Origin of the sequence: Streptomyces sp. NPDC016469 (assembly GCF_040632905.1) — a bacterium.
Classification (GTDB): domain Bacteria; phylum Actinomycetota; class Actinomycetes; order Streptomycetales; family Streptomycetaceae; genus Streptomyces.
Genome location: NZ_JBEYCQ010000005.1, coordinates 229,818 through 251,172 on the forward strand (window position 1 = coordinate 229,818; position 21,355 = coordinate 251,172).

At 70.9% G+C, this 21,355-nt stretch carries 16 protein-coding genes and 1 riboswitch; of the genes, 13 read left to right on the forward strand and 3 right to left on the reverse strand.

Annotation, left to right across the window (positions count from 1 at the left end):
• Window positions 1-155: 155 nt before the first annotated feature.
• Window positions 156-324, forward strand: a riboswitch (cyclic di-AMP (ydaO/yuaA leader).
• A gap of 4 nt (window positions 325-328) precedes the next feature.
• The 7 genes from ABZ565_RS07760 to ABZ565_RS07790 all read left to right on the forward strand — a co-directional run bounded on the left by ABZ565_RS07760 (window position 329) and on the right by ABZ565_RS07790 (window position 8,193).
• A complete protein-coding gene (locus ABZ565_RS07760; protein WP_361021688.1) occupies window positions 329-1,045 on the forward strand; it encodes a transglycosylase family protein in 717 nt (238 codons plus the stop codon).
• 307 nt (window positions 1,046-1,352) lie between these two features.
• Window positions 1,353-2,633: a phosphopyruvate hydratase gene (gene eno, locus ABZ565_RS07765; protein WP_018104074.1), complete on the forward strand. Its 1,281-nt coding sequence runs from the start codon at window positions 1,353-1,355 to the stop codon at window positions 2,631-2,633.
• A gap of 113 nt (window positions 2,634-2,746) precedes the next feature.
• Entirely contained in the window at window positions 2,747-3,217 is a 471-nt protein-coding gene (locus ABZ565_RS07770; RefSeq protein ID WP_361021691.1) for a septum formation initiator family protein, read from the forward strand.
• 70 nt (window positions 3,218-3,287) lie between these two features.
• Window positions 3,288-3,827, forward strand: coding sequence for a DUF501 domain-containing protein (locus ABZ565_RS07775; protein WP_361021694.1), 540 nt, complete (start codon window positions 3,288-3,290; stop codon window positions 3,825-3,827).
• Window positions 3,828-3,840: 13 nt separating this feature from the next.
• Window positions 3,841-4,782, forward strand: coding sequence for a Ppx/GppA phosphatase family protein (locus ABZ565_RS07780; protein ID WP_361021697.1), 942 nt, complete (start codon window positions 3,841-3,843; stop codon window positions 4,780-4,782).
• A 414-nt stretch (window positions 4,783-5,196) separates the two neighbouring features.
• Window positions 5,197-6,582 (forward strand): NAD(P)/FAD-dependent oxidoreductase, encoded by a 1,386-nt coding sequence (locus ABZ565_RS07785; RefSeq protein WP_073968545.1) that lies wholly within the window; start codon window positions 5,197-5,199, stop codon window positions 6,580-6,582.
• Window positions 6,583-6,888: 306 nt separating this feature from the next.
• The gene (locus ABZ565_RS07790; RefSeq protein ID WP_361021701.1) at window positions 6,889-8,193 is read left to right on the forward strand and encodes a cyclopropane-fatty-acyl-phospholipid synthase family protein; all 1,305 of its coding nucleotides are present in this window, start codon (window positions 6,889-6,891) and stop codon (window positions 8,191-8,193) included.
• Between the two features lie 65 nt (window positions 8,194-8,258).
• On the opposite strand, the gene ABZ565_RS07795 is transcribed toward ABZ565_RS07790, so the two are convergent.
• The 3 genes from ABZ565_RS07795 to ABZ565_RS07805 all read right to left on the reverse strand — a co-directional run bounded on the left by ABZ565_RS07795 (window position 8,259) and on the right by ABZ565_RS07805 (window position 12,875).
• Entirely contained in the window at window positions 8,259-10,787 is a 2,529-nt protein-coding gene (locus tag ABZ565_RS07795; RefSeq protein ID WP_361021704.1) for an FtsX-like permease family protein, read from the reverse strand.
• Window positions 10,788-10,866: 79 nt separating this feature from the next.
• A complete protein-coding gene (locus ABZ565_RS07800; RefSeq protein ID WP_018104067.1) occupies window positions 10,867-11,637 on the reverse strand; it encodes an ABC transporter ATP-binding protein in 771 nt (256 codons plus the stop codon).
• A gap of 209 nt (window positions 11,638-11,846) precedes the next feature.
• Entirely contained in the window at window positions 11,847-12,875 is a 1,029-nt protein-coding gene (locus tag ABZ565_RS07805; RefSeq protein ID WP_361021707.1) for a LacI family DNA-binding transcriptional regulator, read from the reverse strand.
• 220 nt (window positions 12,876-13,095) lie between these two features.
• Between ABZ565_RS07805 and ABZ565_RS07810 the strand changes: the two genes are divergently transcribed.
• From ABZ565_RS07810 to ABZ565_RS07835, 6 genes are all read left to right on the forward strand, one after another.
• Window positions 13,096-14,829: an ABC transporter substrate-binding protein gene (locus ABZ565_RS07810; RefSeq protein WP_361021710.1), complete on the forward strand. Its 1,734-nt coding sequence runs from the start codon at window positions 13,096-13,098 to the stop codon at window positions 14,827-14,829.
• 133 nt (window positions 14,830-14,962) lie between these two features.
• Window positions 14,963-15,958, forward strand: a complete 996-nt coding sequence (locus ABZ565_RS07815) for an ABC transporter permease (protein ID WP_018104064.1) — start codon at window positions 14,963-14,965, stop codon at window positions 15,956-15,958.
• Window positions 15,955-16,860, forward strand: a complete 906-nt coding sequence (locus ABZ565_RS07820) for an ABC transporter permease (protein ID WP_328900501.1) — start codon at window positions 15,955-15,957, stop codon at window positions 16,858-16,860. The genes ABZ565_RS07815 and ABZ565_RS07820 overlap by 4 nt, the downstream gene beginning before the upstream one ends.
• A 36-nt stretch (window positions 16,861-16,896) precedes the next feature.
• Window positions 16,897-17,838: an ABC transporter ATP-binding protein gene (locus ABZ565_RS07825; RefSeq protein WP_143620742.1), complete on the forward strand. Its 942-nt coding sequence runs from the start codon at window positions 16,897-16,899 to the stop codon at window positions 17,836-17,838.
• On the forward strand, window positions 17,823-18,764 hold the full coding sequence (locus ABZ565_RS07830) for an ATP-binding cassette domain-containing protein (RefSeq protein WP_361021715.1): 942 nt from the start codon (window positions 17,823-17,825) through the stop codon (window positions 18,762-18,764). Before ABZ565_RS07825 ends, ABZ565_RS07830 begins: the two co-directional genes overlap by 16 nt.
• On the forward strand, window positions 18,761-21,184 hold the full coding sequence (locus tag ABZ565_RS07835; protein ID WP_361021718.1) for a glycoside hydrolase family 2 TIM barrel-domain containing protein: 2,424 nt from the start codon (window positions 18,761-18,763) through the stop codon (window positions 21,182-21,184). The genes ABZ565_RS07830 and ABZ565_RS07835 overlap by 4 nt, the downstream gene beginning before the upstream one ends.
• The last annotated feature ends 171 nt before the right edge of the window (window positions 21,185-21,355 follow it).

Consider the following 21,355-nt stretch of genomic DNA (forward strand, 5'->3'; position numbering starts at 1 on the left):
TGCGCAAATGAGGGTTCATCGGATGCTCTTACGGGATGATTATCCGGTATGTCCGTCTTTGAATATGACCGTTGAGTGTGATTACGGTCGGAACCGCTCGCACCGCGGGCCCCGTCGACCGTCACGCCGAATCCTGCCGTCGGTCGAAGGGAACAGACGCGAAAGCGCCGTAGGCAGGAGCGGGGGACCCAGGTAGGCGCTGGGCCTGGTCGTCGGGAGACGTGTCAGGACCGGCTAGGGGTGAAGTCGCGCCAGGAGCGCGGCCGGGCAACTCACTTGGCCCGAACCCGACAGCTCACCTCGCAGGCGTCGGTGAGGAGAAGACTCGATGCTGCTCAACCGCAAGGGCAACAAGCACCGCCGCCCCTCCAAGGCCGTCCGTGTCGCCACGCTCGCCGGTGTCGCCGGTGCCGCCGTCGCCGTGCCGCTGATGGGCGCCACCAACGCCTCCGCCGCCTCCGTCGCCACGTGGGACGCCGTCGCCCAGTGCGAGTCCGGCGGCAACTGGTCGATCAACACCGGCAACGGCTACTACGGCGGCCTGCAGTTCTCCCAGTCCAGCTGGGCCGCCGCCGGCGGTACGCAGTACGCGCCCCGCGCCGACCTGGCCACCAAGTCCCAGCAGATCGCCACCGCCGAGAAGCTCCTCGACATGCAGGGCCCGGGTGCCTGGTCCTGCGCCGGTGCCGGCAACCTGACCAACGACGGCGTCGACCCGGGCGTCGACGCCGGCTCCGGTGCCGCCAAGCAGGAGGCCGCTCCCAAGCAGGAGGCCGCCCCGAAGAAGGCCGAGCGCACCGAGGCCCCGGCCACCAACCGCTCCGACCGCTCGGACGCCCCGAAGAAGACGGTCACCACCCCCACCGGCAAGAAGGTCGCCAAGGGTGACGGCGAGTACAAGGTCGTCGCCGGCGACACGCTGAGCAAGATCGCCGCCGACCGCCACGTCAAGGGCGGCTGGGAGCGGCTGTTCAAGCTGAACAAGGACATCGTCCAGGACGCCGACCTGATCTACCCGGGTCAGCAGCTCCACCTGACGAAGTAACGAAGCAACGGCGGTCCCTCCTCGCTGATCGCTCAGGCCGCCCCGGCCCGGCACGCGCTCTCCCCCCCGTGTGTGCCGGGCCGGGGCACGCCGCATCAAGGGGTCCGCACCTCGTGGATCGTTCAACTGTTGTAGTTACTGAGCAGTAAGTATTTGATGTTCCGCCCCGGTATGCCCGCCCTTGGGTCCTTTTTCATCCCAGGGGGCGGGCGGTCGGCCGACGCAGACGGCCGGGCCGGTTAGGCTCTTGTCGCAAGGCCAAAGTGACCCTGCACAACCAGCGTCATATCCCAGAAGGAGATGCCTCGTGCCGTCCATCGACGTCGTCGTAGCCCGGGAAATCCTCGACTCCCGGGGCAACCCCACGGTCGAGGTCGAGGTCGGCCTCGACGACGGCAGCACCGGTCGTGCTGCTGTTCCGTCCGGCGCCTCCACCGGCGCGTTCGAGGCCATTGAGCTTCGCGACGGCGACCCCAACCGCTACCAGGGCAAGGGCGTCGAGAAGGCCGTCCTCGCCGTGATCGAGCAGATCGGCCCGGAGCTCGTCGGGTACGACGCCACCGAGCAGCGCCTCATCGACCAGGCGATGTTCGACCTGGACGCCACGGAGAACAAGGGCTCGCTCGGCGCCAACGCCATCCTCGGCGTCTCCCTCGCCGTCGCCCACGCCGCCTCCGAGGCCAGCGACCTCCCGCTGTTCCGCTACCTCGGCGGCCCGAACGCGCACCTGCTGCCCGTTCCGATGATGAACATCCTGAACGGCGGCTCGCACGCCGACTCCAACGTGGACATCCAGGAGTTCATGATCGCGCCCATCGGCGCCGAGTCCTTCTCCGAGGCGCTGCGCTGGGGCGCCGAGGTCTACCACACGCTGAAGAAGGTCCTGAAGACCAAGGGCCTGTCCACCGGCCTCGGTGACGAGGGCGGCTTCGCGCCGAACCTGGAGTCCAACCGCGCCGCCCTCGACCTCATCATCGAGGCCATCAAGGAGGCCGGTTACGCCCCGGGCAAGGACATCGCGCTCGCGCTCGACGTCGCTGCCTCGGAGTTCTACAAGGACGGCTCGTACGAGTTCGAGGGCAAGTCCCGCTCGGCCGCCGAGATGACCGAGTACTACGAGGAGCTCGTCTCCGCGTACCCGCTGGTCTCCATCGAGGACCCGCTGTACGAGGACGACTGGGCCGGCTGGAAGGTCATCACCGACAAGCTGGGCGCCAAGGTCCAGATCGTCGGCGACGACCTCTTCGTCACCAACCCGGAGCGCCTGGCCCGCGGCATCGAGGAGGGCTCCGCCAACGCCCTGCTCGTCAAGGTCAACCAGATCGGTTCGCTGACCGAGACCCTGGACGCCGTCGAGCTGGCCCAGCGCAACGGCTTCAAGTGCATGATGTCGCACCGCTCCGGCGAGACCGAGGACGTCACCATCGCCGACCTCGCCGTCGCCGTGAACTGCGGTCAGATCAAGACCGGTGCCCCGGCCCGCTCGGACCGCGTCGCCAAGTACAACCAGCTCCTGCGCATCGAGGAGATCCTCGACGACGCCGCGGTGTACGCGGGCCGCTCGGCGTTCCCCCGCTTCAAGGGCTGACGAACACAGCAGGGCTGACAGCCCGGCAGGGCGACCGCCCCCGCCTCCGTCCGTCCCCGCGCCCGGTCACGTACCGTGTGCGGGGACGGACGTCGTAATGGGGAGGCGGGAACATGGCCGTGAAGGACCGGGACCGGTTCTCCACCGCGACCCGGCTGCGGCTGCTCGGTGAGCAGACCGCCGCCCGCGTCTACCGGTCCCAGAACCGGCGTCAGGCCCGCCGCTCCCGGCTCACCGGCCGGGCCGCCTTCCTGGCCCTGGTCGTCTGCTCCCTGGTCGTCGCCCTCGCGTACCCGATGCGTCAGTACGTGTCGCAGCGCGACGAGATCGCCGACCAGCGCAGGCAGGCGCGGGAGGCCGAGGTGCGCACCGAGGAGCTGCGGGACCAGAAGGCCCGGCTCCAGGACGACGCGTACATCAAGCGGCTGGCCCGCGAGCACCTGCACTACGTTCTTCCCGGGGAGACCGGCTACACCGTGGTCGACCCCGACGCGGTCGAGGAGCGCAACGGGAAGCCGGCCGAGACGGGCCGGCCCTGGCACTCCAACCTGTGGGACGGCGTGGACAGCGCCGACCGCGGCTGACGGCCGTCCCCATCCCCGTACCTCTGCAGAACCCGCGGTTCGAGCAGTCCGATCAGCACCCTAGGCAGGCATGGAAACGCCCCCTCCCCAGACCGAGCCCACCGTCCCCACCGAGGCGGACATCGCCGCGTTCCAGCAGCAGCTGGGCCGCCCGCCGCGCGGGCTGCGCGCCATCGCGCACCGCTGTCCGTGCGGCAACCCGGACGTGGTCGAGACACAGCCCCGGCTGGAGGACGGCACGCCGTTCCCGACGACGTACTACCTGACGTGCCCGCGCGCCGCGTCCGCGATCGGCACGCTGGAGGCGAACGGGGTCATGAAGGAGATGACCGAGCGCCTGGGCAGGGAGCCCGAGCTCGCGGCGGCCTACCGGGCGGCGCACGAGGACTACATCGCGCGCCGCGACGCCATCGAGGTCCTGGAGGGCTTCCCGAGCGCGGGCGGCATGCCGGACCGGGTGAAGTGCCTGCACGTGCTCGTCGGGCACTCGCTGGCGGCCGGACCCGGTGTCAACCCGCTGGGCGACGAGGCGATCGCGATGCTCCCGGAGTGGTGGCGCAAGGGCCCCTGCGTGTCGCCGTGCGGCGAGCAGGGAACGGACGAGGGCTGAGGGGGCGGCAGACATGACGCGCGTGGCCGCCATCGACTGCGGTACCAATTCGATCCGCCTGCTGGTCGCGGACGCCGACCCGGTCACCGGGGAGCTCGTCGAGTACGCCCGGCGGATGGAGATCGTCCGGCTGGGGCAGGGCGTCGACCGGACCGGCCGGCTCGCCCCGGAGGCGCTGGAGCGCACGTTCGCCGCCTGCCGGGACTACGCGGCGGTGATCGCGGAGCACGGCGCCGAGAAGGTGCGCTTCGTCGCCACCTCCGCCTCCCGGGACGCGGAGAACCGGGACGACTTCGTGCGCGGGGTGCTGGACATCCTGGGCGTCGAGCCGGAGGTGATCAGCGGGGACCAGGAGGCCGCGTTCTCGTTCGCCGGGGCGACCAAGGAGCTGACCGGGCGCGACGACCTCGCGAAGCCGTACCTGGTCGTGGACATCGGCGGCGGCTCCACCGAGTTCGTGGTGGGCGACGACCGGGTGCGGGCCGCCCGGTCCGTGGACATCGGCTGCGTCCGGATGACCGAGCGCCACCTCGTGCGGGACGGCGTTGTCGCCGATCCGCCCCCGCCCGAGGGGGCCGACGCGATCCGCGCCGATGTGGCCGCCGCCCTGGACCTGGCGGAGGAGACCGTCCCGCTCGCCTCGGCGGCCACGCTGGTGGGCCTGGCGGGGACGGTCACCACGGTGGCCGCGATAGCCCTGGGGCTCGAGGAGTACGACTCCGAGGCGATCCACCACTCCCGCGTCTCCCTGGAGCAGGTCCGGGAGATCACCGCGCGGCTGCTGGCCTCGACCCATGCGGAGCGCGCGGCGTTCGGCGCGATGCACCCGGGCCGGGTCGACGTGATCCCGTCCGGTGCGCTGATCCTCCAGGCCGTGATGGAGCGGACCGGGGCGCGCGAGGTCGTGGTGAGCGAGCACGACATTCTTGACGGAATCGCCTTCTCGCTGGCGTGAGCCGGGCGCTCATGCGTCGTCCCGCCCGCACCGTTGAGTGGGCGGGACGTGCCTGGTGGGGCGGGTCTCGGGCCGCCTCGCCACCAACTTCGTGAACTTCTTCACAAGGAATTGCCCACCCCGGGCCGGTCTTCTGCTCCGGATGGGTCGCGCGGGGGGTGAGCGGGGTCACTCGGGGACCGGACCGAAAGGTTCCGGGAGTGTTGCGCCCAGGTGGACCGTGAGGGCCCCGCGCCCGGGGCCGAGGGCCAAGGGCCAGCTCGCAGGCGGTGAACAACGTTCACCACCGTAGCGGGGTTCCCGGTGCGGGTCATGACCTGGGTCACGTGGGCGGCGAACTATAGCAGAGGGTGACCAGAACCTTGTGAAGGGGCTCACGAGCATGCCCCCCGAGTGGGGTGGATACTCGATGGCATGAGCACCACGGAGCGTCCCAGGATCCTCGTAGTAGGCGGTGGGTACGTAGGTCTGTACGCAGCTCGGCGCATCCTCAAGAAGATGCGCTACGGCGAGGCGACCGTCACGGTCGTCGACCCCCGGTCGTACATGACCTATCAGCCCTTCCTCCCCGAAGCTGCTGCCGGCAGCATCTCGCCTCGGCATGTCGTCGTCCCGCTGCGACGCGTCCTGCCCAAGGCCGAGGTGCTCACCGGTCGTGTCACCACGATCGACCAGGACCGCAAGGTCGCCACGGTCGCGCCGCTCGTCGGCGAGGCCTACGAGCTGCCCTTCGACTACCTGGTCATCGCGCTCGGCGCGGTCTCCCGCACCTTCCCGATCCCCGGCCTCGCCGAGCAGGGCATCGGCATGAAGGGCATCGAGGAGGCCATCGGCCTGCGCAACCACGTCCTGGAGCAGCTGGACAAGGCCGACTCCACGACCGACGAGGACGTCCGCCGCCGGGCCCTCACCTTCGTCTTCGTGGGCGGCGGTTTCGCCGGTGCGGAGACCATCGGCGAGGTCGAGGACATGGCCCGCGACGCGGCGAAGTACTACACGAACGTGAAGCGCGAGGACATGCGCTTCATCCTGGTCGACGCCGCCGACAAGATCCTCCCCGAGGTCGGCCCGAAGCTCGGGACCTGGGGCCGCGAGCACCTGGAGTCCCGCGGTGTCGAGGTCTTCCTCTCGACCTCCATGGACTCCTGCGTCGACGGCCACGTGGTGCTGAAGAACGGCCTTGAGGTCGACTCCAACACCATCGTGTGGACCGCCGGTGTGAAGCCGAACCCGGCGCTGGCCCGCTTCGGTCTGCCGCTCGGCCCCCGAGGCCACGTGGACACCACCGAGAAGCTCCAGGTGCAGGGCACCGACTACATCTGGGCCGCGGGCGACAACGCCCAGGTCCCGGACATGGTCGGCCGCAAGGCGGGCAACCCGAACGCCTGGTGCCCGCCGAACGCCCAGCACGCGCTGCGTCAGGCCAAGGTCCTCGGCGACAACGTCATCTCCGGGATGCGCGGCTTCCCGCAGGCCGACTACAGCCACGCCAACAAGGGCGCGGTCGCCGGTCTGGGCCTGCACAAGGGCGTGGCGATGATCGTCATGGGCAAGATGAAGATCAAGCTCAAGGGCCGCCTCGCCTGGTACATGCACCGTGGCTACCACGGTCTGGCGATGCCCACCTGGAACCGCAAGATCCGGATCTTCGCCGACTGGACCCTCGCGATGTTCCTCAAGCGCGAGGTCGTCTCCCTCGGCGCCATGGAGACGCCGCGCGAGGAGTTCTACGAGGCCGCCAAGCCGGCCCCCGCGCCGGCCGCCGCCAAGCCCGTGGGCGAGAAGGCCAAGGCCTCCTAACTCCGCGAGGCCCCAGCGGCCGCAGTACGACGCCCGAAGGGGCCGTCCGCCATCCGTGGTGCGGACGGCCCCTTCGGCGTATCCGGGTACGAGCGGGCGGCGCGCGGCGCGGGCCGCGCCCCCGGCGGATGGGTGTGGCGTGCACGCATTTTGCCGTTCCCTTGCCCGGTAGCGGGATGGCCGGGCCGCCGCAGACTGTTGTGGGGGATGTACCACGCCAAGGCGCCCCGGGTGCCGGGGCGTGGTCCGGGACATGTGTGGGCATGTCTGGGCACGTCGGGAAACACCGTCACGGAGGTGTGCGCCATGGCAGACGCCGCATCGCGGCTGACCGCTCTCGCCCAGCAGTTGCTGGGCCAACCCCTACCGGTCCGCGTCCGGGCCTGGGACGGCAGCGAATCCGGACCGCCCGGGGCCCCCGTCCTCGTCATCAAAAACCGCCGGGTCCTGCGCCGGCTGCTGTGGAAGCCGGGCGAACTGGGCCTGGCCCGCGCCTGGGTGGCCGGCGAACTCGACATCGAGGGCGACCTCTACGCGGCCCTGGACCTGATGGCCGGGCTCATCTGGGAGCGCGCGACCGACGCGCCGGGCGGCCTCCGGGCACTGCGCGACCCGAAGGTGCGTGCCGCCGCCACGGACCTGCTGAAGCTGTCCAGGCCCTGGCTGCCGCCCGCCCCGCCGCCCGAGGAGGTGCGGGCGCGCAGCGGCACGCTGCACACCAGACGCCGCGACAAGGAGGCCATCAGCCACCACTACGACGTGGGCAACGACTTCTACGAACTGGTCCTGGGACCGTCCATGGTCTACTCCTGCGCCTACTGGGAGGACGCCGGGACCCTGGAGGGCGCCCAGCGCGACAAGCTCGACCTCGTCTGCCGCAAACTGGCCCTCAAGGAGGGCGACCGCCTGCTGGACGTCGGCTGCGGCTGGGGCTCCATGGCCATCCACGCCGCCCGCGAGTACGGCGCCCGCGTCACCGGCGTCACCCTCTCCACCGAACAGGCCGCCTACGCCCGGAAGCGCATCGCCGACGAGGGTCTGACCGACCGTGTGGAGATCCGGGTCCAGGACTACCGGGACGTCCGCGACGGGCCCTACGACGCCATCTCGTCCATCGGCATGGCGGAGCACGTCGGCTCCGTCCGCTACCGGGAGTACGCCGACGACCTCTTCGCCCTCCTCAAGCCCGGCGGGCGCCTCCTCAACCACCAGATCGGGCGCCGCCCGGAGAAGGACGAGTCGGCGTACGAGATCGACGCGTTCATCGACGCGTACGTCTTCCCGGACGGGGAGCTGGCCCCGGTCGGCCGGACCCTCGCCATCCTGGAGGAAGCCGGCTTCGAGGCCCGGGACGTCGAGGCGCTGCGCGAGCACTACGCGCTGACCCTGCGTCAGTGGGTCGCCAACCTGGAGCGGGGCTGGGAGAGCGCCGTGAAGACGGTCTCGCCCGGCCGGGCCCGGGTCTGGCGGCTCTACATGGCCGCGTCCGCCCTCTCCTTCGAGCGCAACAAGATCGGGGTCAACCAGATCCTCGCGGTGCGCCCGGAGCCGGACGGCGCCTCGCGCATGCCGCTGCGCGCCCGCGCCTGGAAGGCCGACGCGACCGCCTGAGCGGCGTAAGGCACGGAAGGGGCCGGTGTCCGCGGACACCGGCCCCTTCCCTCGTACCGTTCCGGTTACTCGGTCTTGATGGCCGTCAGCATGTTGAGCCTGGCGGCGCTGCGGGCGGGCCACAGGGCGGCGAGCACACCGACCAGACCGGCCAGGAGCAGGAAGAGCGCGATCCGGCCCCACGGGATCACCAGCACGTACTGCGGGATCTCCTTGGCCACGGTCTGCCCGATCGCCCAGCCGAGGAACAGCCCGAGCCCGATGCCGACCACCGCGCCGAACAGCGAGATCACCACCGCTTCGAGCCGGATCATCCGCTTGACCCGGCGCCGGTCCAGGCCGATCGCCCGCAGCATGCCGATCTCCTGCTGACGCTCGAACACCGACATGGCCAGGGTGTTGACGACCCCGAGCACCGCGATGATCAGCGCCATGCCGAGCAGGCCGTACATGATGTTCATCGCGAGGTTGACGCCGCCGCCGAACATGTCCCGGATGTCCTGACGGTCCATGATGCTCATGCCCGGGTTGTCACCCAGCGCGTCCACCAGCGCCTGTTCGTTGGCCGCGCTCGCGCCCCCCTCCGACTTCACCCAGATCTCCTGGATGTCGCCCTTGCCCTCGTGCGGGGCGACGGTCGCGCGGGGGATCAGGACCGGCGAGAGGAACTCGTTGTCCTTGTAGAGCGCGCCGACCTTCAGCGTGCCCTTCTTCTTGTCGTGGTACGTGACCTCGACGGTGTCCCCGGGCTTCCAGCCGTGCGACTTCGCGGTCTTCTCCGCGACCGCGATCCGGCCCTCCTCCAGGGTGTCCAGGGAGCCCGCGACGGTGTCGACGGTGAGCACCTGCTGCACGTCGCCCGGGGTGACGCCGGAGGCCGAGACGCCCTGCCCGCCGATCGTCAGCCAGACGGCCTGCTGGGGCGAGGCGGCGGTGACGCCGTCGGCCTTCTCCAGGGCGGTCAGCGCCGACTCGTCGAGCGCGTCACCGCTGGCCATCGAGACCATGTAGTCGGCCTTGATGTTGTCCGTGGTCACCTTGTCGACCGCTTGGCCGAGGGTGACGCCGAGCACCGAGATCCCGGTGACGAGGGTGAGGCCGATCGCCAGCGCGGACGCGGTGGCCCCGGTGCGCCGGGGGTTGCGGACGGCGTTCTGCGCGGCCAGCTTGCCGGAGACCCCGAACAGCCACCGCAGCAGCGGGCGCACCAGGGCGATCACCGGACGGGACAGCAGCGGGATGAGGACGATGACGCCGATCAGCGCGAGGAACGTGCCGCCCGCGATGAGCAGCTGGCCGTCCGACCCGGCCTGGGCCGCGCCGCCGACGATCGCCGCCGTGCCCAGCAGCGTGATGACGCCGCCGATGGTGTTGCGCACGACGAGGGACTTGACCGTGGCCACCGCGTGCGCGCTGTTCATCGCGGCGACCGGCGGGATCTTCGCGGCCCGGCGGGCGGGCAGCCAGGCGGCCAGGACGGTGATCAGGACGCCGACGGCGAACGCGGCGAGCACCGTGACCGGGGCGATCACCAGCGGCCCGGCCGGGATCTTGCCGCCGAGCAGGCTCATCGCGGAGCGCAGCCCGGTCGCGAGGCCGAGGCCCACCGCGAAGCCGACGACGGAGGCGATGAGGCCGACCACGGCCGCCTCCAGGAGCACCGAGCGCTTGACCTGGCGGCGGGACGCGCCGACGGCGCGCATCAGGGCCAGCTCCTTGGTGCGCTGGGCGACCAGCATGGTGAAGGTGTTGGCGATCAGGAAGACGCCGACGAAGAGGGCGACACCGGCGAAGGCGAGCAGCAGCTTGTTGAGGTCGCCGAGCCCCGCCTCGATGTCCTCGGCCTGCTCGTCCGCGCGCACCTTGCCGGTCTTGGCCTCGGCGTCCCTGGGCAGCAGCGGTTTCACGGCCGCCAGCAGCCGCTGGTCGGAGGCGCCGGGCGCGGCGGTGACGGAGACGTCCTTGAACTCGCCGGGGCGCAGGAACAGCTTCTGCGCGACCGGGGTGTCGAAGAGGACCAGGCTGCCGCCGGCGTTGACGGCGCCGTCCTCGGTGGTGAAGACCCCGGAGAGGGTGTACTCCTTCACCGGCCCGTTGGTGGCGACGCGGACCTTGTCACCGACCTCGTACGCGCCCTTCTTCGCGGTGTCGCGGTCCAGCGCGATGCTGCCGGGCTCGGTGGGGCCCGTGCCGTCCGTGAAGGCGTACGCGGGGTCCTTGCCGTCCTGACCGGGGGCGAAGTTGGAGCCGGTGTTGGACCAGCCGTTGCCGATGAGCTTGCCGTCGGGGTCGGCGACCCCGGCGAAGCCGTCGACCCGGCCGGTGACGGACGCGACGCCGTCCAGGGCCCGGATCTTCTTCAGGGTGGCCTCGTCGACGGCGGCGGTCTCCTTGTCGCGCTGGTCGGCGTGGGTGGTGACGGCGACGGCGATGTCGTCGTAGCTCTTGGCCGACTGGTTGCGGAAGGCGTTGCCGAGGGTGTCGGTGAAGACCAGGGTGCCCGAGACGAAGGCCACGCCGAGCATCACGGCGAGGATCGTCATCAGCAGCCTGGCCTTGTGCGCGAGCACGTTGCGCAGGGCGGTACGGAACATGTCTGTCAGTCCTGGGTGTCTGCCGGCCCGGGGAACGGGGAGCCGGAGGAAGGGGTACGAAGCGCCGGTACGGGCCGGCTCAGCTGGTGCGGCCCTTGGCGTCGAACGCCTTCATCCGGTCCAGCACCCCGTCGGCGGTGGGGTGGATCATCTGGTCGACGATCGCCCCGTCCGCCAGGAAGATGACCCGGTCCGCGTAGGAGGCGGCGACCGGGTCGTGGGTCACCATCACCACGGTCTGGCCCAGTTCGCGCACGGAGTTGCGCAGGAAGCCAAGGACCTCGGCGCCGGAGCGGGAGTCGAGGTTGCCGGTCGGCTCGTCCCCGAAGATGATCTCGGGCTGCGAGGCCAGGGCGCGGGCCACCGCCACGCGCTGCTGCTGGCCGCCGGAGAGCTCGGTGGGGCGGTGCTTCAGCCGGTCGGAGAGGCCGACCATGTCGATGACCCGGTGCAGCCACTCCTGGTTCGGCTTGCGGCCCGCGATGTCCATCGGGAGCGTGATGTTCTCCAGGGCGGTGAGCGTCGGCAGCAGGTTGAACGCCTGGAAGATGAAGCCGATCTTGTCCCGGCGCAGCTGCGTGAGCTGCTTGTCCTTCAGCGAGCCCAGCTCCGTCTCGCCGATGCGCACCGACCCGCTGCTGAAGCTGTCGAGCCCGGCGACGCAGTGCATCAGCGTGGACTTGCCGGAGCCCGACGGGCCCATGATCGCGGTGAACTCGCCCTGCGGGAAGTCCACGGTGACCCGGTCGAGAGCGGTCACCCGGGTCTCGCCCTCGCCGTAGACCTTGGACAGTTCCGTGGCGCGGGCGGCCACCGCGGTGGCGCGGTGAGCGGTGGACATGGTGGTCACAGCAGACTCCAGGGTGGGGTGCGTACGGGACGGGGCCCGCCCGGCGGCCCGCCGCGTCGGCGTGGGCCCCCGGGTCAGGGGTACCGCTCCATCGTCTCCGCCGGACGGCCACCGGTCGTCACTCCCGGTGCCCGTTCCCGGGGCCCTCTTGAGTCGCATGATCCGCCCGCCGGCGTCCTCCTCGGGTATGACATCCGCCTCCGCGCGGCCTAGGGGAGCTGCTTCGGCGCCCTCGTCGACCCGCGTGGCACCAGGCGGGCCGTGCTGTCCTCGGATCCCTCCGCGCCACCGTCCGTGACCAGGGACAGCAGGGTGCGGGCCGCGAGGCCCCCGTACGCCGGGATGTCGCGGCTCAGCGCCGTCAGCGGCGGCCGGACGACCCGGGAGAGCTGGGAGTCGTCCCAGGCGACGAGCGAGAGGTCGCCCGGCACGTCGAGCCCCATCTCCTGGGCGACCGAGAGCCCGGCGACGGCCATGATGTCGTTGTCGTACACGATCGCGGTGGGCCGCCCGGGCGAGCTGATCAGGCGGCGCGTGGCGTGCGCCCCGTCGTCGCCGGAGTAGCCCGTGTGCACGATGACCGGCTCGCCGAGGCCCAGCTCGGCGCAGACCTCGCGCTGGGCCCGGTCGCGCAGGGCGGTGTGGTTCAGCTCCGGCATCCCGGCGACCCGGGCGACCGAGCGGTGACCGAGGGCGGCGAGATACGCGAAGGTGTCGCGGACCGCCGCCGCGTCGTCGGACCATACGGCGGGCAGCGGACCGGCCGCCGAGGGGTGGCCGATCGCCACGGCGGGCAGGCCGAGTTCGGCGACGCCCTCGATGCGGGGGTCGGCGCCGCGCAGGTCGGTGAGGAAGACGCCGTCCACCCGGCCCTCGCCCCACCAGCGGCGGTAGACCTCCAGCTCCTGGGCCGGGTCCGTGACGACCTGGAGGAGCAGGGCGCAGCCGCGCGGCGAGAGCTCGGACTCGATGCCGCTGATCAGCTCCATGAAGAACGGCTCGACGCCGAGCAGCCGGGCGGGCCGGCACAGCGCGAGGCCCACCGCGTCGGCCCTGGCCCGGGTGAGGGCGCGGGCCGCGCTGTTGGGGCGCCAGCCGATCTCCTGCGCGATGGCCTTGATGGCGGACCGGGTCGCGGGGGAGACGCCCGGCCGGTCGTTCAGCGCGTAGGAAACGGCGACCTTGGACACCCCGGCGCGGGCCGCGATGTCGGCGATCGTGGGGCGGTGCTTGGGCATGCGGCCTCGCTTAACCGGTTCGTGCAGCGTGCGCATCCTAGCCGCAGCGGCGGGTGCGCACGGACCTCTCCGCCGGCCGCGATCATCCAACTCGCCTGCGCCGTACATGAAATGGGAGCGCTCCCGCACTCTTGACAGGGGCATGGGGCGGCCTTAACTTCACGGCACTTACCCGGTTCAGTAGCTCCGCTCGGCAGGACGGCGGGGAGAAGGAGGGACGATGGGCACGGGATTCCGGGGACGGATCGCGGCCACGCTCGCCGTGATCGCACTCGCCGCCACCGCGTGCACGGGGGGCGGCTCTTCGGGCGGCTCGGGCGGTTCCGGCGGCGGGGGAGGCGGCGCCCTTCCCCGTAACGAGACGCTCTACACCACCGGCACCCAGTGGGGGCCTCCGGCCAACTACAACCCGCTGCACAACTGGGACCACGCCACCGGCACCAAGGGCCTGGTCTACGAGACCCTGTTCCACTTCGACCCCAACGCGGGCAAGCTGACGCCCTGGCTCGCCGAGTCGGGCAGCTGGACCGGGGACAAGACGTACGAGGTGAAGCTGCGCCCCGGCATCAAGTGGTCCGACGGCAAGCCCCTCACCGCGAAGGACGTCGCCTACTCCTACGGGATCGGGAAGATCGAGGCATCCGCCTTCCACAGCCTGTGGAGCTGGCTCTCCGGCGCCGATGCGGTGGACCCCACCACGGTCCGCTTCACCTTCAAGGAGGCCCGCTACCAGGAGTGGGACTTCACGCTGTACGGGCAGCCCATCGTTCCCGAACACATCTGGGGCAAACGGTCCGAGAAGGAGGTCCTGGACGGCGTCAACGACAAGCCCGTCGGCACCGGCGCGTACACGTTGAAGAGCCACACCCAGGACCGGGTCGTCTGGCAGCGGCGTGACGACTGGTGGGGCGTCAAGGCGCTCTCCATGAAGCCCGCGCCCCGCTACATCGTGGACGTCTCCAACCCCAGCAACGAGGTCGTCATCGGCCAGCTCGGCCAGAACCAGCTGGACCTGAGCAACAACTTCCTGCCCGGCGCCGCCTCCCTGGTCAAGAGCAAGAAGGTCGTCTCGTACTACGACGAGCCGCCCTACATGCTCTCCGCCAACACCGCCTGGCTGGTGCCCAACACCACGAAGAAGCCGATGAACGACGCCGCCTTCCGCAGGGCGCTCGCCGCCTCCGTGGACACCGGGAAGATCGTCAAGGGCGTGTACGGGGGCCTGGTCAAGGCCGCCGATCCGACCGGCCTGCTCCCGCAGTGGGACAAGTACATCGACAAGGGCCTCGTCGCGAGCGAGGGCTTCTCCTTCGACACCGCCGAGGCCAAGCAGATCCTCGCGGACGCCGGCTACAAGGACACCGACGGCGACGGCCTGGTGGAGAACAAGGACGGCTCGAAGATCAGCCTGAAGCTGGCCGTGCCCACCGGCTGGACCGACTGGATGGAGGCCGCCAAGGTCATCGCCTCGTCCGCCAAGGCCGCCGGGATCAAGATCACCACCGAGTTCCCCGACGCCAACGCCCTCAACGAGCAGCGCGGCAAGGGCAACTTCGACCTCGTCGTCAACAACGAGCGTCAGCTCTCCAGCACCCCGTGGACGTACTACGAGTACATGTTCCAGCTGCCCGTCCAGAAGCAGCAGAACACCGTCAACTTCGGCCGCTACGAGAACGAGGACGCCTGGAAGCTCGTCCAGCAGCTCGGCGCGGTGAAGACCGACGACACCGAGGGCATGAAGAAGGTCATCTCCAGGATCCAGGACATCCAGCTGAAGGAGATGCCCGTCATCCCCCTCTGGTACAACGGCCTGTGGGCCCAGTCCACCACCGGCACCTGGACCAACTGGCCCTCGGACGCGCCCGGAGCGCCCAAGTACGCCCCCGCGATGTGGCGCAACTGGCTGGAGATGGGCGGCTTTGAAGCGCTCACCCAGCTGAAGCCCGCCAAGTGACACGGCAGTTCTGAGAGCGGCCGGTCCCCGGGGGTGCGTTCCCCCGGCCGGCCGCTCCCATTCCACGACCGCCCCGCCGTGCGCGCCGACCTGACCGCAGCCCGCACGGCGGGGCTCTCTCCGGGGAGCCCTCTTGCGCCGCTACTTCGCCCGCAAACTACTCATCTACGCGCTGACCTTCGTCGTCGCCGTCACCGTCAACTGGATGATCCCGCGCTTCATGCCCGGCGATCCGGTCGCCGCCATGGTGGCCCGCGCCCGGGTCTCGCAGCCCGAGGCCGTCGAGGCCATGCGCGCCTACTACAACAACCTCTTCGGCTTCGACGAGCCCGTCTGGCAGCAGTACCTGCACTTCTGGAGCGCCCTCCTCCAGGGCGACTTCGGCCTGTCCATCTGGGTGTTCCCCAAACCCGTCGCCGACGTTCTGCTCGACGCACTCCCGTACACCCTCGGGCTGATGATCCCGGCCGTCCTGCTCAGCTGGTTCGTCGGGAACTGGGCCGGAGCGCTCGCCGCCCGCCGCAAGGTGCTCGACAACACCGTGCTCCCGGCCGGCTACCTGCTCACCGCCATGCCCTACATGTGGATCGCCGTCATCCTCGCCTGGGCCCTCGGCTCCAAGGCGGGCTGGTTCCCGCTCTCCGGCGGCTACAGCCTCGACATCCAGCCCACCTGGTCCTTCGACTTCGCGGCGGACCTGTTCCAGCACTGGGTGCTGCCGTTCCTGTCGCTGTTCCTCGTCGCGCTCGGCGGCTGGGCCATCGGCATGCGCAACATGATCATCTACGAGCTGGAGTCGGACTACTCCAACTACCTCTCGGCCCTCGGCGCCCCCCAGCGCCTCATCCGCCGCTACGCCTTCCGCAACGCCGTCCTGCCCCAGATCACCGGACTCGCCCTCCAGCTGGGCGTCCTGGTCGCCGGAGCGCTCGTCACCGAGATCGTCTTCGCGTACCCCGGACTCGGCTCGCTCATTCTCGCCGCGATCCAGAACCAGGACTTCTTCCTGCTCCAGGGCGCGTTCCTGTTCATCGTCATCGGCGTCCTGATCGCCAACTTCCTCATCGACATCGTGTACGTCGTGGTCGATCCCCGTACCCGTACCGGCATGGCAGGAGGCCAGTCATGAGCACCGTGCCCGAACCGGCCACCGAGCCCGCCGCACCCTCCGCCCCCGCCGCCCGGCCGGGCCGCGAGACGCTGCACTACGCCGTACGCAACCCCAAGCTGCTCATCGGGTTCACCGTCGTCGTGCTGCTCCTGCTCGTCGGGATCATCGGCCCCCCGCTCCTCGACAACGCCGACCCCAACGAATACGTCGGCCCGCAGGCGGCCCCGCCCGACTCCACGTACTGGATGGGCACCACCACCTTCGGGCAGGACGTCTACGCCCAGTTCGTGCACGGGCTGCGCTCGACGTTCCTGGTCGGCGTCGTCGGCGGCGCCATCGCCGCGGTGATCGCCATGCTCGTCGGCTTCCTGGCCGGCTACCGGGGGGGTGCCGTGGACGAGATCCTCAACATGCTCACCAACGTCGTCCTGGTGCTGCCCGCGCTCGCCGTCCTGCTGATCATCAACGCGTACCTCGGGGTCCGCTCGGTGCCCGTGCAGGGCCTGTTCATCGGTCTGACCTCCTGGCCGTGGGCGGCCCGGGCCATCCGGGCACAGACCTTCTCGCTGCGCACCCGCGAATTCGTGGACCTCGCCCGGCTCAGCGGGAGCGGCACCTGGCGGATCATCTTCCGCGAGATCGCGCCCAACATGAGCTCGTACCTCTTCATGATGTTCATCCTGCTGTTCGGCGGTTCGGTCCTGATCGCCTCCTCGCTCGACTTCATCGGGCTCGGCCCCACCGAGGGCGTCTCCCTCGGGCTGATGCTCCAGAGCGCCCAGCAGTGGAGCGCCCTCCAGCTCGGCATGTGGTGGTGGTTCGTTCCGCCCGGCGCCGGGATCACCGCGATCGTCGGAGCGCTGTACGTCGCCAACGTCGGCCTCGACGAGGTCTTCAACCCCAAGCTGCGGGAGGCCTGACCATGACCGCGACCGCTCTCCGGGAGGTCTGAGCGCATGACCCTGACCGTGACCGACCTCCGGGTCCACTACCGCACCCTGCGCGGTGAGGTACGGGCCCTGGACGGCGTCTCCTTCGACCTCGCCGACGGGGAGATCCTGGGCCTCGCCGGTGAGTCCGGGTGCGGCAAGAGCACGCTCGGCAAGTCGCTGATCCGCCTCGACGGCCGGATGCGCCACGCGGGCGGCACCGTCACGCTGGACGGCGACGACGTGCCCGTGGCCGACGACCGGGCGATGAACGCCTTCCGCTTCCACCGGATCTCGCTCGTCCCGCAGTACTCGATGAGCGCCCTCAACCCGACCCGCCGCATCGGCCGCATGATCCGCGAGCTGCTCGCGTCGCGCGGCGCGAGCGTGGACACCGCCGAACTGCACCGCAGGCTCGACCTGGTGGGCCTGGACCACGACGTCCTGGACCGCTACCCGATCGAGCTGTCCGGCGGGATGAAGCAGCGCACCGTCATGGTGATCTCCACCCTGCTCGACCCGTCCGTCCTCATCGCCGACGAGGTCACCTCCGCGCTCGACGTCTCCACCCAGCGCGCCGTCGTCGGCGCGCTCACCGGGCTGCGCGACAAGGGCCTGGTCACCAGCATGATCTTCGTGACCCACGACCTCGGGCTCACCTCGCACATCGCGGACTCCATCATGGTCATGTACGCGGGCAAGCTCGCCGAGAAGGCGCCCACGAAGACCCTCACGACCGCGCCCCGCCACCCGTACACCAAGCTCCTGCTCGGCGCGCTCCCCGAGGTCGGGGCCCGGCACGCCGACCGCCCCCTCACGGGCATCGCCGGGGCCCCGCCCTCGCTCCTGAACCCCCCGGCCGGCTGCCGCTTCCGCGACCGCTGCCCCGTCGCGGACGAGCGCTGCGCCGAGGAGCCCCCGGTCGTCGAGATCGCCCCCCGCCACTCCGTCGCATGCTGGAAGGCCTGATGCTGACCCTCGACCACGTCACCAAGACCTACCGGGCCGGGGCGTTCGGAGGCGGCTCCGTCACCGCCGTCGACCGGGTCTCCTTCACCGCGGCCCCCGGCGAGGTCGTCTCCCTCATCGGCGAGAGCGGCAGCGGCAAGTCCACCATCGGCCGCATGATCCTCGGCCTCACCGGCGTCAGCTCCGGCACCCTCACCCTGGACGGGCAGCGGGTGCGGCCCGGCAAGGACTTCTACCGCCGCGTCCAGGGCGTCTTCCAGGACCCCTTCTCCTGCTACAACCCCGTCTTCCGCGCCGACCGCGTCTTCGACCTGGTCCGCCGCGCGTACCACCCGGGCGTCCGCGACGCGGAGTGGGCCGACCGCGTCGAGAAGGCGGTACGCGATGTGCGCCTTGACCCCGCGCAGGTCCTCGGCCGCTATCCGCACCAGCTCAGCGGTGGCCAGCTGCAACGCCTGCTCATCGCCCGCGCCCTCCTGCTCGACCTGAGCTTCCTGGTCGCCGACGAGATCACCAGCATGCTCGACGCCTCCACCCGCATCGACGTCCTCAACCTCCTGGCCGGGCTCAAGGAACGCGGACTCGGCGTCCTCTACATCACGCACGACCTCGCGCTCGGCACGTACCTGGCGGAGAAGACGGTGGTGCTGCGCCGGGGCCGGGTGGTCGAACGCGGCGACACCCAGAAGGTGTTCGGCAACCCCCTCCACCCGTACACCCGCACCCTGCTGGCCGCTGTGCCCCGCCTCAACCAGCCGTGGGACCCTCCGCAGCCGGTGACGTCCTGCGCGTTCCACGGGGCGGGCGGACCGGCGGCCGGGGACCCGTCCGAGAGCGGACCGGCCGCCACCGACCTGCGCGAGACCGAGCCGGACCACTTCGTCGCCTGCGCCCAGCTCCCCGACTGCGGAAGGACCCCCGCGTGACCCTTCGCCACCTGCCCCTGCGCGACGGCTGGACGCTCCACCCGGCCGGGCCCGTGCCCCCGGGGCTCCCCACAGGAGGCATTCCCGACGGCGTCCCCGCCACCGTCCCCGGCTGCGTCCACACCGACCTGCTGGCCGCCGGGCTCATCGAGGACCCGTATCTGGACGACAACGAGACCCGGCTCGGCTGGATCGGCCGCACCGACTGGACGTACCGCACCGCCTTCGGCTGGACGCCCGACGGCCACGACCACGCCGCCCTGTGCTTCGACGGCCTCGACACGGTCGCGACGGTCCTGCTCAACGGCACGGAGATCGGCCGGACGGCGAATCAGCACCGGTCGTACCGGTTTCCCGTGGACGAGCTGCTGCGCGAGGGGGAAAACACCCTCGACGTGACGTTCACCGCGCCCTATGCCTACGCCGAGGAACTGCGCGACCGCCTCGGCGACCGCCCCGGCGCCTACGCGGAGCCGTACGCCTTCATCCGCAAAATGGCCTGCAACTTCGGCTGGGACTGGGGGCCCACGCTGGTCACCTCCGGCATCTGGCGCCCGGTCGCCCTGGAGACGTGGAGCGGTCCGCGCATCGCGTCCGTGAAACTGCTGCCCGACCTGGACCCGGAGGGCGTGCCCTTCCTGACCGCCGAGCTGGAGATCGATCACGACGGACTCGAACCGGTCTCGGGCTCGGTCAAGGTGGTCGGCGCGGGCACCGTCTTCGTCCTCTCGCAGGACGAGCACCGCGTCACGGCCGGCCTCCCGGTCCCGCAGGCCGAGCCCTGGTGGCCGCACAGCCACGGCGAACAGCCGCTGTACGAGGTGGAGGTCCGCGTCGGCGACCACGTCCGCCACCTCCGCACGGGGTTCCGGTCCGTCACGCTCGAACCGGAGGCGTTCCGGATCTCGGTGAACGGCGAGCCGGTCTTCGTGCGCGGGGTGAACTGGATCCCCGAGGACTGCTTCCCTTCGCGCCTGACAAGGCAACAGCTCTCCGACCGCCTCGACCAGGCCGTCGCCGCCCACGTCAACCTGGTCCGGGTGTGGGGCGGCGGGCTCTACGAGAGCGACGACTTCTACGAACTGTGCGACGAGAAGGGGCTCCTGGTCTGGCAGGACTTCCCCTTCGCCTGCGCCGCGTATCCGGAGGAGCAGCCGCTGTGGGACGAGGTGGCGGCCGAGGCGCGTGAGAACGTCACCCGTCTGGCCCCGCACCCTTCCCTGGTCCTGTGGTGCGGAAACAACGAGAACCTGGAGGGCCACGCCGACTGGGGCTGGCAGAAGGAGCTCGGCGACCGCACCTGGGGCCACGGCTACTACCACCGGCTGCTGCCCGCCATCGTCGCCGAGACCGACCCGACCCGCCCGTACTGGCCGGGATCGCCGTACTCCGGCAGCCCCGACGCCCACCCGCAGGACCCGGAGCGGGGCACCATCCACATCTGGGACGTGTGGAACCGCGCCGACTACCGCGCCTACGCCGACCGGGTGCCGCGTTTCGTCGCGGAGTTCGGCTTCCAGGGGCCGCCCGCGTACGCCACACTCCGCCGCGCGGTCAGCGGCCCGCTCACCCCGGGCGCCCCGCTCCTGGCCCACCACCAGAAGGCCGAGGACGGCGACGCGAAGCTGCTGCGCGGCCTGGGCGACCATCTGCCGCAGCCCGGCGCGGACTTCGACGACTGGCACTGGCTCACCCAGCTCAACCAGGCCCGCGCCGTCGCGTTCGGCATCCGCCACTTCCGCTCCCACGCCCCGTACTGCATGGGGACCATCGTCTGGCAGCTCAACGACTGCTGGCCGGTCGTCTCCTGGTCGGCGGTCGACGGCGACGGCCGCCGCAAGCCGTTCTGGCACGCGCTGCGTTCGGTGTACGAGGACCACCTGATCGCCGTCCGCGACGGCTCCGTCCATCTGGTCAACGACACGGCGGCCCCCTGGGCGGGCAGCCTCCGCCTGGCCCGGCACGCCCTGGACGGCACGGTCCTGGCCGAGGAGGCCCTGCCGGTGACCACGGCCCCCCGCACCACGACGAGCGTCCCGCTGCCGGCCTCGCTCGCGACGCCCGCCGACCCGGCGCGCGAACTCCTTGTCGCCCGCCTGGACGACACCAGGACCCTGCACTTCTACGAGGAGGACACACGCCTCGCCCTTCCGCCGGCGCGCTACGGGGTGACGGTGACGGCGGAGGAGGGCGCCCCGGTCCCCACGTACCGCGTCGAGGTGACGGCGGAGACCCTTCTCCGGGACCTCTGCCTCTTCCCCGACCGCCTCCACCCGGACGCCGAGGCCGACACGATGCTCGTCACGCTCCTCCCCGGCGAGAGCACCACGATCCGGGTCGCGGGCGCGGTGCTGGAGGACCCCTCCGCGCTGGCGACCCGCCCGGTGCTGCGGTGCGTGAACGACCGGGTCGCGACCTAAAATCAGCCACGAGGTGGCGCGCCCCTGGCGATCGGTGGCGCGCCCCTGGCGAATCGACTGTGTCGGTGCGGCGACTTTCCGTCAATTCACCCGGCACCCCCGCACTGCCGCCATCTCGCCCGGGCATGTGGGTATGCCTCCGACGTGCGCTGACGGGGACTCAAGAGATCG

Coding starts and splice junctions, on each gene's coding strand:
- ABZ565_RS07760 (WP_361021688.1), top strand. CDS start 329: ATGCTGCTCAACCGCAAGGGCAACAAGCACCGCCGCCCCTCCAAGGCC.
- ABZ565_RS07770 (WP_361021691.1), top strand. CDS start 2,747: ATGGCCGTGAAGGACCGGGACCGGTTCTCCACCGCGACCCGGCTGCGG.
- ABZ565_RS07775 (WP_361021694.1), top strand. CDS start 3,288: ATGGAAACGCCCCCTCCCCAGACCGAGCCCACCGTCCCCACCGAGGCG.
- ABZ565_RS07780 (WP_361021697.1), top strand. CDS start 3,841: ATGACGCGCGTGGCCGCCATCGACTGCGGTACCAATTCGATCCGCCTG.
- ABZ565_RS07785 (WP_073968545.1), top strand. CDS start 5,197: ATGAGCACCACGGAGCGTCCCAGGATCCTCGTAGTAGGCGGTGGGTAC.
- ABZ565_RS07790 (WP_361021701.1), top strand. CDS start 6,889: ATGGCAGACGCCGCATCGCGGCTGACCGCTCTCGCCCAGCAGTTGCTG.
- ABZ565_RS07795 (WP_361021704.1), bottom strand. CDS start 10,787: ATGTTCCGTACCGCCCTGCGCAACGTGCTCGCGCACAAGGCCAGGCTG.
- ABZ565_RS07805 (WP_361021707.1), bottom strand. CDS start 12,875: ATGCCCAAGCACCGCCCCACGATCGCCGACATCGCGGCCCGCGCCGGG.
- ABZ565_RS07810 (WP_361021710.1), top strand. CDS start 13,096: ATGGGCACGGGATTCCGGGGACGGATCGCGGCCACGCTCGCCGTGATC.
- ABZ565_RS07820 (WP_328900501.1), top strand. CDS start 15,955: ATGAGCACCGTGCCCGAACCGGCCACCGAGCCCGCCGCACCCTCCGCC.
- ABZ565_RS07825 (WP_143620742.1), top strand. CDS start 16,897: ATGACCCTGACCGTGACCGACCTCCGGGTCCACTACCGCACCCTGCGC.
- ABZ565_RS07830 (WP_361021715.1), top strand. CDS start 17,823: ATGCTGGAAGGCCTGATGCTGACCCTCGACCACGTCACCAAGACCTAC.